The 11,706-nt window shown below is 69.5% G+C and carries 11 protein-coding genes; 4 read left to right on the top strand and 7 right to left on the bottom strand.

Annotation, left to right across the window (positions count from 1 at the left end; translation table 11 throughout):
- Nucleotides 1-51: 51 nt before the first annotated feature.
- Nucleotides 52-828, bottom strand: coding sequence for a lysophospholipid acyltransferase family protein (locus tag QCD70_RS11775; RefSeq protein WP_301216414.1), 777 nt, complete (start codon nucleotides 826-828; stop codon nucleotides 52-54).
- Nucleotides 829-904: 76 nt separating this feature from the next.
- Complete coding sequence (locus QCD70_RS11770; protein ID WP_301216412.1) at nucleotides 905-1,210, bottom strand: hypothetical protein; 306 nt, start codon at nucleotides 1,208-1,210, stop codon at nucleotides 905-907.
- 134 nt (nucleotides 1,211-1,344) lie between these two features.
- Here QCD70_RS11770 and QCD70_RS11765 point away from each other — a divergent pair, with 134 nt between their 5' ends.
- Nucleotides 1,345-1,713: a hypothetical protein gene (locus QCD70_RS11765; RefSeq protein WP_301216410.1), complete on the top strand. Its 369-nt coding sequence runs from the start codon at nucleotides 1,345-1,347 to the stop codon at nucleotides 1,711-1,713.
- A gap of 78 nt (nucleotides 1,714-1,791) precedes the next feature.
- Nucleotides 1,792-3,243 carry a serine hydrolase gene (locus tag QCD70_RS11760; protein WP_301216409.1) on the top strand — a complete coding sequence of 484 codons (1,452 nt, stop codon included), beginning with the start codon at nucleotides 1,792-1,794 and terminating at the stop codon, nucleotides 3,241-3,243.
- Between the two features lie 219 nt (nucleotides 3,244-3,462).
- On the opposite strand, the gene QCD70_RS11755 is transcribed toward QCD70_RS11760, so the two are convergent.
- From QCD70_RS11755 to QCD70_RS11745, 3 genes are read right to left on the bottom strand one after another with little or no spacing between them, the layout of a single operon-like run.
- On the bottom strand, nucleotides 3,463-4,320 hold the full coding sequence (locus QCD70_RS11755; RefSeq protein WP_301216407.1) for a PhzF family phenazine biosynthesis protein: 858 nt from the start codon (nucleotides 4,318-4,320) through the stop codon (nucleotides 3,463-3,465).
- A 32-nt stretch (nucleotides 4,321-4,352) separates the two neighbouring features.
- Complete coding sequence (locus QCD70_RS11750) at nucleotides 4,353-7,541, bottom strand: AAA family ATPase (RefSeq protein WP_301216405.1); 3,189 nt, start codon at nucleotides 7,539-7,541, stop codon at nucleotides 4,353-4,355.
- Nucleotides 7,538-8,746, bottom strand: a complete 1,209-nt coding sequence (locus QCD70_RS11745; protein ID WP_301216403.1) for an exonuclease SbcCD subunit D — start codon at nucleotides 8,744-8,746, stop codon at nucleotides 7,538-7,540. Before QCD70_RS11745 ends, QCD70_RS11750 begins: the two co-directional genes overlap by 4 nt.
- Here QCD70_RS11745 and QCD70_RS11740 point away from each other — a divergent pair.
- Entirely contained in the window at nucleotides 8,745-9,167 is a 423-nt protein-coding gene (locus QCD70_RS11740) for an SH3 domain-containing protein (protein ID WP_301216401.1), read from the top strand. The genes QCD70_RS11745 and QCD70_RS11740 overlap by 2 nt on opposite strands.
- A 37-nt stretch (nucleotides 9,168-9,204) precedes the next feature.
- Here the strand turns inward: QCD70_RS11740 and ald are convergent, their stop codons facing one another.
- Nucleotides 9,205-10,329 (bottom strand): alanine dehydrogenase, encoded by a 1,125-nt coding sequence (gene ald / locus QCD70_RS11735; protein ID WP_301216399.1) that lies wholly within the window; start codon nucleotides 10,327-10,329, stop codon nucleotides 9,205-9,207.
- Between the two features lie 149 nt (nucleotides 10,330-10,478).
- Between ald and QCD70_RS11730 the strand changes: the two genes are divergently transcribed.
- Nucleotides 10,479-10,991: an Lrp/AsnC family transcriptional regulator gene (locus tag QCD70_RS11730; protein WP_301216397.1), complete on the top strand. Its 513-nt coding sequence runs from the start codon at nucleotides 10,479-10,481 to the stop codon at nucleotides 10,989-10,991.
- A gap of 294 nt (nucleotides 10,992-11,285) precedes the next feature.
- On the opposite strand, the gene QCD70_RS11725 is transcribed toward QCD70_RS11730, so the two are convergent.
- Nucleotides 11,286-11,705, bottom strand: coding sequence for a DUF1761 domain-containing protein (locus QCD70_RS11725; protein WP_301216395.1), 420 nt, complete (start codon nucleotides 11,703-11,705; stop codon nucleotides 11,286-11,288).
- Nucleotide 11,706: the final 1 nt, after the last annotated feature.

The following is an 11,706-nucleotide window of genomic DNA, read 5'->3' as shown; positions in this document are numbered from 1 at the left end:
CGCGTGGATAGTGGCCTCGGCGACGCGCTCCTCCTGAATACGTCGCGGCGTCTAGGCCTTGGCGGCCCGCTCAGCCTCACGGCGCCGCTCGCGCGCGGCGTCTGCCTCGGCGGCCTCGGCCACGGTCGGGGCGGTTCCCCCGAGCGAGCGCGGCTGCCACCACTGGCCCGTGCCGTCGACGGGATAGTTCCTCTGGAGCGTGTCGACCATGGTCTGCATCGTCGTGCGCAGCGTCTCGGTCACCTGGGTGATGTCATCCGTCGCGCCAACGAGGATCGGCTCACCGAAGGCGAAGTGCACGGGAACACCGAGGCGCTGCCTGAGCGGAATCGAGCGGTTCTTCGTGAGCAACCGCTGGCCGCCCCAGACGGCCACAGGGAAGATGGGAACGCCCGCGTCGCGTGCCAGGCGCGCGGCACCCGACTTGAGCTCGCGCACGGTGAACGACGAACTCACGCCGGCCTCCGGAAAGACCCCGACGAGCTCGCCCGACTTCAGGGCGGCGACCGCGTTGCCGAAGGCCGCGGCTCCCGCCTTCATGTCGACGGAGATGTGATGCATTCCCCGCAGCATCCAGCCGACAGCGGGCTTGTCGAACGCCCGCTTGGTGGCCATGAACCGGATGCGGCGGCGGTTGTGCAGCCACGTCTGCCACTCGACCAGCGCGAACTCGAGGTATCCGAAGTGCGTCATGGCGAAGACGGCGCCGCCGGAGGAGGGGATGTTCTCGAGGCCCGTTGCCGAGTGCTTCGTGCGCAGCCCGGCGAACATGGTTCGACCGATGCCGATGGCGGTGGAGTAGATGGGTTCGCTGGAGCGCCGCGTCATGCGCACAACGGTACTGGGGCCGCCTGCTAGAACCCGGTGTGGCCGCGGGCCATTGACACGGCTCCGGATGGGCAGGTCAGCCCCGGCGGTCGGCCTGGGTGATGCCGCCATGGTGGTCGGGACGCGGGTACTCGCGCGATGCCGGCTCGTGGTCTTCGACGGCGAGCGTGTCGCTCTCGGAGTGGCCGTAGGCATCCGGATCGGGCGGGGTCTCGGCCTCGTCGACCGTGACCGTTCCGTCGATGTCGCTCGTGGTGTTCTCGCCCTCGGCGCGCTCGGCGATCCAGTCGGCCGCGGCCTGCCGGTCACGCGTCTCGTCGCTCGTCCGGTCCGAGGAACCGCTCGGTCGTGAGGTCTCGTGCGAAGTCTCGTCGTGCGTCATCGCATCAGCCTACGGCCGGGTCGACGAAGCCGTGGCGGGGGTTGCTTCAGAGGCGTAGCTTTGATGTCGTTCCGTGCGAAAATAGAAGGTCGAACCCACACGATGGGTTGAAAATCGAGGAGACCACACACCCCATGGCCAACGCTGGATCCAAATGCCCTGTCTGCTCGCGCACCGTCGCCGTGGGCATCGTCTCGCAGACCCTTGTACAGCACGAAGACAAGACCGGCTTCCGCTGCGCCGGATCAGGCACCAGCCCCGGCGCCGGCCGACCGGCTGCGGCACCGCGCAAGGCGCCGGCATCCGGCACGCCGCGCACCAGCACCGCGGCCAAGCGCACCAGCCCGCCGACCAAGGGCGGCGTCACCGTGCGCCGCGTCGAGGTCGACCAGGAGGAGCTGGCGCGTCGGCAGGAGAAGCAGGAGCGCATGCGCGAGGAGCGCGCCGCGGCCGCCCGCGCGCGCAACGACGCGAACATCTCGTACTTCGACGAACTCAGGTAGTCCTCTCGGCGGAGGCCCCGCACGAAGCTCGTTCTCTCGGGGGATGTCCCGCGCCCGGGCGCTGGCAAGACTGGGGGCATGACGACGAACCGCGCTCCCGCCCCGCTCAGAACACCGGCCGCGGAGCGCTCCCGCCGCCTCCGGCGCCGCTCGGTCTTCGCCGCACTCGCCGCCGCCCTCACCCTCGCCGTGTCGGCCTGCTCGACCGGCAGCCCCGAGGCATCCGCCCCGCCTACAGCGGTCGCGCTGCCCGACACCCCCGTCGGCGAGAAGGCGCAGTGGGTGCTCGACGCCGTCAACTCCGACTCCGAGACGACCGAGGCCGACGTCGAGGCGAACGTCGGGGCGGAGATGCTCGAGCAGGTGCCCGCCGGCCAGCTGGTCGCGGTGTTCGCCCAGATGGCCGATGCGAAGCCGTGGATCGCCGCCGAGGTGAGCGAGGAGTCGAGCGGCCTCGTCGTACTGCTGCACAGCTCCTCCGCCGAGCTGCAGATGCAGATCTCCATCGACGAGCAGCAGCTCATCAACGGGCTCCTTTTCCAGCAGCCTCCCGCCGACCGCACCCCGGCTGCCTCGTGGCAGGAGCTCGAGAAGAACGTGGGTGCGCTCGACGCCGACACGAGCATGACCGTCACGCGCGTCGAGGGTGACGTCAACGCCGATGCCGCAGGCGCCGCGGATGCCAGCGGCTCGGGCGAGCGCATCGTCGACATCACGGGCGACGCGACCAAGCCGCTCGGTTCGGTGTTCAAGCTCTACGTCCTCGGGGCCGTGGCCGACGCCGTGGCCGCGGGCACCCTCTCGTGGGACGACACCCTGACCATCTCCGACGACACCCGCAGCCTTCCGTCGGGCGAGCTCCAGGACCTGCCGAGCGGCACCCAGGTGACGGTCCGGGATGCGGCGACGAAGATGATCCAGATCAGCGACAACACCGCCACCGACCTGCTCATCGACAGGGTCGGGCGCGAGGCCGTCGAGGCGCAGCTGGCGATCATGGGCCACCACGACCCGTCGCTGAACACCCCCTTCCCGAAGACCAGGGAGTTCTTCCAGCTCGGCTGGAGCGCCGACTTCGCAGACGCCCAGTCGGCATGGGCCGACAGCTCGGTCGACGAGCGCCGCGCCGTTCTCGCGGGGATGCCCGGCGGAGTTCTCGACGCGGCATCGCTCGACCTGTCGAAGACGGCGTGGCAGAACGGCATCGACTGGTTCGCGAATCCGGCCGACCTCGTGTCGGCGCACCTGGCCCTGCAGCAGAAGGCCGCGACGCCCGCCGGCGAGCCGGTGCGCGGCATCCTGTCTGCGAACCCGGGGCTGCAGTTCGATGAGAAGGTCTTCCCCTACGTGGCGTTCAAGGGCGGTAGCGCTCCCGGCGTGCTGGCCGGCAGCTGGCTGCTGGAACGCGCCGACGGCGAGCGCTTCGTGATCACCCTGCAGGCCTCGTCGCTCGACCCGGCCGACGTCACCGACACGGCCCTCGTCTTCGGAAACGTGACCGACGCGGCGACACTGCTCGCCGACGAGTAGCCGGCCCTTCGACAAGCTCAGGGAACGCCGCGGCCTCAGCACTGAGGTGGCGCAGATGGTGGCTTCTCTGGCCTGAAACCCTTCATGTGTGACATCTCACGGCCACCCGGCTCGATGTGTCCACGGTGAGGTGGCGCAGATGGTCGGCCAGAGCCGCGGACATGCACCATCTGTGACATCTCAGTGCCGCCCGCGGCCGGGTCGCGCGTCGAACGGCGCTCAGGCGATCGGGGTCGCCGTTCCCGTCACGACGATGCCGCCCGTGGCAGGGATGTGCACCAGCAGCCTGCTGGGCCTGCCCACGTGCGAACCCTGCGTGATCTCGATGTCGGCCGGGGCATCCACCAGGCCGAGGGCCCTCAGGTAGGCGCCGAACGCGGCCGCCGCCGAGCCGGTGGCCGGGTCCTCGGTGATCTCCCCCACCGGAAACAGGTTGCGGCTGTCGAACTCGGCCGCGCCCGTCGGGAGGATCGTCGTGACGGTGCCCGTCCACCCCTGCGCATCCATCAGGTCGCTCATCGCATCGGGGTCGAAGGTGAACGAGTCGAAGTCGTCGCGCTCGGCGAACACGAGAATCGGATGCCTGTTGCCGGCGAATGAGACACGCGGAGGGAAGGCCGGGTCGAGGCGCTCGATCGACACCGAGAGGAGCCCGAGCAGCGTCTGGAGCACGCGCTGGTCGAGCGGTTCGACCGACGGCTCGACGCTCGTGAACGACGCGGTGATGGCGTCGCCGTCGGCCGCGGTCGTGATCGTCACCGGGCCGACCGGCGTCTCGAACACGAAGACCCCCTCGCCGCCTCGATGGGCGAGCGCCACCGCCGTCGCGACGGTCGCGTGGCCGCAGAACGGCACCTCGGCGAGCGGCGAGAAGTAGCGCACGCGAACGTGCCGGCTGTCGCCGTCGATGCTGCTCTCGGTGATGAAGGCGGTCTCGGCGAATCCGATCTCGGCCGCGATGGCCTGCATCTCGGCGTCGGCGAGGGTCGAGGCATCGAGCACGATGCCCGCCGGGTTGCCGCCGCCCGGCGCGTCGGAGAAGGCTGTGTAGCGGAGGGCGGTGCTCGCATCGGTCATACGACCATGCTGGCAGACGCGCGCCCCGGGCCCTACGCCCGCTGGTCGATCTCGGAGTATCCCTGCGGCACGACCGTGATGCGCAGTCTCGACGGGATCTGCTCTTTCATCGCCTCGACGTGGCTGATCAGTCCGATCGTTCGACCTCCCGATCGCAGGCTGTCGAGGGTGGACATGGCGATGGCCAACGTGTCGGAGTCGAGCGACCCGAACCCTTCGTCGATGAAGAGCGTGTCGAGTGTGATGCCGCCCGCCTGGTTCGACACGACCTCCGCGAGACCCAGGGCCAGGGCGAGCGACGCGAGGAAGGTCTCGCCGCCCGACAGTGAATGCGTGGCCCTCGCCCTGCCGGTGTGCTGGTCGAGAATGGCGATGCCGAGTCCGGACCTGGTGTTGCGGTACTGCACCGAGTCGTCGTGCTCGAGCGAGTAGCGACCGCCGGTCATCACCGCGAGCCGGGCGTTCGCCGCCCTGATGATCTCTTCGAGCTGGGCCGCGAGAACATAGGACTCGAGTCGCATGCGCATGGTATTGGGCTCGGCGCCCTCGACCGAGTTCGCCAGCGACCGCATGATCTCGTATTCGGCGAGCAGGGTCTCGGATGCGTCGAGCCGCTCTAGTGCGTCGCCCACGAGAGCGCGGAGTCGGCCGAGACGATCGGCCACGGAGCCCGCCGCGACTCGGGCCTCGTCGCGGTCGGCGCCGGCCGCGCTGCGGGCCTCGGCGGCCGACTCGATCTCGATGGATGCCTCGGGCAGCCCCTGCAGGTCGGGTTCGGCGAGGATCGCCGCGGCCGTGGCGCGGGCCACCTCGTGCGCGCTGATGCGGCCGGAGAGGTCGCCGCGCTGCGGAGCCGTGAGCCGGGCCTCGGTGACCTCGGTCGAGTCGGAGAACCGTTGCACGTCGAGGTGCTCGCCCAGCGTCTGCCGTGCGCGCTCGAGCGCGAGCTTCTTGTCGTCGTGTGCCAGCAGGGCCGCCTCGAACTCGCGGGTGACCGTGAGGAGGTGCTGCAGGTCGAGCACTCGCTCGGCCACGGAGGAGTGGTCGCCGCGGTGCTGCTCGACGAGCTCGGTGATCGATTCGAGTTGATTCACGAGCGCGGCGCGCGAGTTCTGCGTGGAGTGCAGCGCCGAGGTCAGCTCGTCGACGGTGGCGGTGATCAACTCGAGTTCTGCGCGCAGTTCGGCGATGCGCGACTCGAGGGCGTGCGCGGCGCCGTCGGCATCGACGGCCGACGCCAGCGCGGTCCGAGCCGACGCGAGGTCGGCATCGATCTCGGCGGGCGAGCGCCCGTCGCTCGCCGAGGTCGCCGACGCGTGCCGGGCGGCCAGGTCTTGAACCGTGACGCCCGCCTCGGCCAGGGCATCGCCCGCGGTCACGAGCAGGGTTCGCTGCTCGTCGATCTCTGCGTCTGAGATCGGCTCGCCCAGCTCGCTCGTCCATGCGGTGGGGTCGGGGTGATCGGTGGCTCCGCAGACGGCGCACGGTTGGCCGTCGACGAGTTTCGATGCGAGCTCGGCCGCGTGCCCCTCGAGTCGACGGGTGAGCAGGTCGTCGTATCGACCGGCGGCCGCCCTGTTGGCCGTGCTCGCGGCCTTCTCGACCGCGCGCGCGGCGTCGAGATCGAGCTTCAGGGCGGCAGCGAGCACGGCCGACTCGCGCGCCGCGACCAGGCGCGCGACGCGCTCCTCGTCGTCGGAGCGCCCTGAGGCCTCGACGAGGCGCGCGTTGCGCTGCTCGACGACCTCGTCGATGAGGCCGGGAAGCGTCTTCGCACGCTCGATCGCCTCGTCGACGTCGGCCTGCTGCGCCTTCTCGGTGGCGTCGTATTCGGCGACGCGCGCCGCGAGGCGTGGTACGCGCTTCTCGTCGGCGAGAACCACGTCGAGCCCGCCCATGACACGGGAGAGCTCATCGGCGTCGGTGGCGAGGGAATCGGGAGTGGGCACGGGGTGGGGAGCCGGCGCGGCGTCGGGAGCCGCGGCCGGGTCGGACGATGCGGCGAGCTGCACAGACGGAACCGGAACCGACGACGCCTCTCCGAGACCCGACAGCGTTACGGCCTCGGCGTAGGCGACCCGGGCGGCCTTCTCGGCGACCGCAGCTCGATCGAGTGCCGATCGGGCGGCCTGCTCTGCGGCGACATGGGCCCAGACGATCTCGGCCCGGGTCGCGGCATCGAGCCGGCGCCTGTCGTCGCCGACGGACTCGTCGAGTCGAACGAGCTCGGCCAGCTGGGCGGACGCTTCATCGCGGCGAGTCTGGAGGCGACGAACGTTCTCGCGCTCGCGCAGTTCTGCCTCGGCGGCACTGAACCGGGCGTCGGCCGCAGCCACGCGCTGCCGGGCAGCCTCGAGTTGACGGTCGAGGTCGGCCAGGGCGAGCTCGAAGTAGGCGCGATCGACGGAACGCCCCGCAGCGGAGGATTCGGGCTGCGCCGGAGACTCGGGCATGGCAGAATCCCCAGTCTCGACACCGTCGTCAGCGGCGCCCTCGCCCTCAGCGGCGCCGACCGCCACGATCGCCGCCACCTGGCTGCCGAGCTCGGCGATGCGCTCGGCGGATTCGCGCTGCCGAACCTCGAGCGCCTTTCGCCTCTCGACGAGGGCACGTTCGATGTCGGCGAAGCGGCGCGTGCCGAACAGGCTCTGCAGCACGGACTGCCGTTCGTCGTTCTTGGCGTGGAGGAACTTCTGAAAGCGGTTCTGGGCGAGCAGGATGACCTGCAGGAACTGGTCTTTGCTGAGCCCGAGGATGCCGTCGAGCGCGATGCCCACCTCTCGAGGAATGGCGGCAACACCCTGCCACTCGCCCTCGTCGCCGGAGGGGGCGGGCACCAGCGCGCCTGACGCGTCGCCCACCCGGACGAAGAGCTGCGCAGCTGCCGGGCTCTTGGTCGTGCCCACACCGTTCTTCTTCGCCCGCTCGTAGTCGGGCGAGCGCCGCACCCTGTACTGCTCACCGCCCGTACTGAACCAGAGCTCCACATAGGTGGGGTCGCCCGGTTCGCAGTAGTCGCTGCGCAACTGCTGCTGAGTGCCCTCGTAGCGGGGCACGCCCGCGTAGAGCGCGAAGCAGATGGCATCGAGGATGCTCGACTTGCCCGCGCCGGTGTTGCCGGTGATCAGAAAGATTCCGTCGTCGGAGAAGGCGTCGAAGTCGATGTGCTGTGCCGTCTTGTACGGGCCGAAACCGGCGATCGTGAGGCGGTTGATTCTCACGCGGTCGACTCCCGGCCGGCCTGCTCGGCGATGATCTCGACGATCAGTTCGACCTCGTCGTCGCTCGGGCCCACCCCGTTGCGCACGAACTCGAGGAATCCGGCGATCACCTCGTTGTCGGACCGCGCGTGCAGTCGTTCGGCATAGCTGGCCGCCGCATGCTCTGCCACGATCGCGGGCTGATGGGTGAGGGCCACCGCATAGGGAAACCGCGACTGGATGCGACGCATGCCGTCGATGGGTCGCGCCTGGTCGGTGAGCACGACCGAGACGAAATGACCCTCGGCCGTCGACAGGGCGGGGTCGGCGAGCAGCTCCTGGAGCTCGCCGGCGAGGATGCTGAGCGGCCGGGGCACGGGGAGGTCGACCCACTCGACCGTGTCGAGACCGGCCGCATCGAGGTCGACGAGCCAGGCGCCGCGCGGCTTGTCGGCCTCGCCGAACGAATAGTGCAGCGGCGCGCCCGAGTAGCGGATGGCCGAGGTGAGGGTGGATCGGCCGTGGATGTGCCCGAGCGCCACGTAGTCGGGGCCGCCGAAGACATCGACGGAGACCAGGTCGAGGCCGCCTGCCGTGATGTCGCGCTCGACGTCGCTGGCCTCGGACGAGGACACTGCGGCGCCCGCACCGGCATGCGCACCACTATCGACACTCGGAACGTTGACGACGAACGCGTGCGACAGCACCACCGATCGCGCGCCGTCTCTCCGGGCGATGTCGTCGCGGATGCGCTGCATGGCGTAGCCCAGAACCTGGGAGTGCCGCCTCATCTCGACCTCGGGAAAGAGGTGTCTCACCAGTGCGGGCTCGAGGTAGGGGATGCCGTAGAACAGCACCGGCCCGTATTCGTCGTCGATGACGACCGGCTCGTCGAACTGCTCTGGACGGGTGATGACGTGGATGCCGGCCAGCCCGGCCCACTCGCTCTGGAACCCGAGTCGCGTGGCCGAATCGTGGTTGCCGCTGGTGATGACCACGGATGCGCCCGCATCGCGGATCTGCCTGATGGCCCTGCTCAGCACGTCGAAGGCCTCGCGCGCGGGCGTGGCCGAATCGAAGATGTCTCCTGACACCACGACGACGTCGACCGACTTCTCGCGCGCGATGTCGGCCAGCGCACCGAGCACCGTGCCGAGGTTGGCGAGCGTGGAGTGACCGTGGAACGTTCGACCGATGTGCCAGTCGGACGTGTGCAGGATTCGCATGAGGCAACGCTATAGCCGCCCGCCGACATCGATCGACGCGCGACCCATTGCGCGGGCCGCGGCGACCTCCTCAGAATTGACCATGCGCATCACCACCGCCCTCGTGTCGCACGAGGTCTCGCAGTCGCACCCGATGCGAGTCGACATCGGAGACAGGGTCGTCGTGGGTGACCGCGACGCCGACTGGCCCGCTTTCGTCTTCGTCACGGGCGGCTCCGGCAGTGGCCGCGTTCCCGTCCGCTACCTCTCGCGCGCGCGTCCCGTCGCCGTGGTCAACACCCCCTACGACACGAGCGAGCTTCCCATCCGCGAGGGCGACGTGATCGAGGTCGTGCGCGAAGACCGGGCGAGCGGATGGCTGTGGTGCCGATCGCTCGACGGCCGGCAGGGCTGGGTGCCCGCCACGAGCCTGGTCGACTGAACCCGATCGCTGAGCGCGGCGGCCGGGCCCGCCGAGCCTAGGCCGTGCGGGCCAGGAGTTCCGCGGTGTCGCGACCCACGACATCCAGAGCCGCGGCGACGCCCGCGTTGTAGACGCGACCGTCGTGCGTGTTCAGGCCCTTCGCGAGCGCCGGGTCGCCGGCCAGCGCGCGGGCCCAGCCCTTGTCGGCGAGCGCCACGACATACGGCAGCGTCGCGTTGGTCAGAGCCCGGGTGGATGTCTCGGGCACGGCCCCGGGCATGTTCGCCACGCAGTAATAGACCGTGTCGTGCACCGCGAACACGGGGTCGTCGTGGGTCGTGGGGTGCGATCCCTCGAAGCATCCCCCCTGATCGATCGCGATGTCGACCAGCACGCTGCCCGGCTTCATGGTCGCCACCATCTCGTCGGTCACGAGCTTGGGAGCCTGCGCGCCGGGGATGAGCACGGACCCGATCACGAGGTCGGCCTCCCGCACCTGGGCCGCGATCTCGTATGCCGACGATCCGCGCGTCTGAACGGCGCCCCCGAATCGGATCTCCAGCTCGCGCAGGCGCGGAATCGAGAGATCGATGATGGTGACGTCGGCTCCCATGCCCACGGCGTTGGCCGCGGCGTGCTCGCCGGCGACGCCGCCGCCGATCACCACGACCTTGGCCTTGGGGGTTCCGGGGACTCCGCCGAGAAGGATTCCGCGACCACCGGCAGCGCTCATCAGGTGGTACGCGCCGACCTGCGCCGACAGCCGCCCGGCGACCTCGCTCATGGGCTGCAGCAACGGCAGCGAGCGGTCGGCGAGCTGCACGGTCTCGTAGGCGATTCCGGTGGTTCCGGCGGCGAGCAGGGCGTCGGCGCAGGCCCTGGATGCGGCCAGGTGCAGATAGGTGAAGAGCGTCTGGCCGGCAAGCATGCGCGGGAACTCCTCTGCGATCGGCTCCTTCACCTTGAGCACGAGTTCGGCGTGCGCCCAGACCTCGTCTGCGGTGTCCGCGATGAGTGCGCCGGCCTCGATGTACTGCTCGTCGCTGATGCGGGAGCCGACGCCGGCTCCGCGCTCGACGACGACCGTGTGGCCCCGTCGCACCAGCTCGAACACACCGGCGGGGGTGGCGGCCACCCTGTTCTCGTTGTTCTTCACTTCTCTGGGCACTCCGATGTGCATGAGTTCTCCGTTCGTCGGCGGCGGCGCCGGCAGGGTGCGCACACTCCATGCCGGAAGTTCTGGGGCAATCCTCGTCAAAATTCGTGCGCGACAACACAGAACCGCAGAATTGTCGACTCTGAACACATATCTTGTGCAATAGTTCGGTCATGACCGATGCAGCACGAGGCGCGACGAATGATCGTCGCGCCGCAGGGTCACCCGCCGAACTCGATGAGATCGACCGCCAGATCCTGCGCTTCCTCAGGGCGAATGCCCGCACGCCCAACAACCGTCTGGCCGAACTCGTGGGCATCGCCCCGTCGACGTGCGTCGCGCGAGTCAAGTCGCTGGTGAACCGCGGCGTGATCACCGGGTTCACGGCCAACGTCGACCCGTCGACGGTGGGGCTCGGCCTGCAGGCGCTGATCAGCGTCACGATCCGCGCGGGCGCCCGCAACCTCATGATGGAGCTCGGCGAGGAGATCCGGCAGTTCCCCGAGGTGGTGCAGCTCTACTTCCTCGGCGGGGCTGAGGACTTCATCATCCACGTGGCCGTGCGCGACAGCGCCGCCGTGCGCGACTTCGTGCTCGACAACCTCTCGGCGCATCCGGCCGTCGCGTCGACCCGCACGAGCCTGGTGTTCGACCACCACTTCAGCGGGCTGTCCATCACATCGTAGAGACCGCGGGCGGTCAACCGCGAAAAGTCAACTGGTCCGGTCGTGAACTCTCGACGGGGTAGCCTCGCCCCGTGAGCAACGACGCCGACCGCAGGGAGCGCATCTGATGGACTACACCTGGCTCGAGGGCATCTACCTGGGACTGCTCGGCCTGGCCGGCATCTCGATCGCGGTGATCTCCGTGATCGTGCTGGTGCGCCTCTTCCGCGGACAGCGCTGACGCATCCGCGCCCGTTCGGTACATCCGCGCCCGGACGGCCGGCAGCCGATGCGCCGGCTAGGCGCGGATGCCCGCTAGGCCGGCCACACTCCGATGATGATGGCCATGATCACGATCGTGACGAGTTCGTGGGCCACGTTCAGCACCGTGAGGCCGGTGGGGCGGCCGTCGAACGCGTCGTGAGTGATGAAGCGGGCCGCCGTGAAGCCTGCCCAGAGGATCAGCGCGGTCACGAGGGTGTTCACGAAAAAGCTGCCGCCGTAGAAATCCCACGAGATGAACGCGGCCCCCGCCAGCACCCACGCGGTGATGAAGCTCACGATCACGGTGATGACGATGGGGCGCACCGCGTCCGACGCCTTGCCGCTCGGTGTGATGTTCGCCGCGCGCATCCAGTAGTTGCCGAAGACCTTCGGCGTGTACCAGATCGAGCCGACGATCATCGACGACAGGGTCGCGAGGATCACGGCAAGGTAGTTGATGTCGGGGACCATG

This window comes from Agreia sp. PsM10 (genome assembly GCF_030433855.1).
Classification (GTDB): Bacteria; Actinomycetota; Actinomycetes; order Actinomycetales; family Microbacteriaceae; genus Agreia.
The sequence above is the reverse complement of the archived record's forward strand: the minus strand, read 5'-3'. Positions and strand labels throughout refer to the sequence as shown.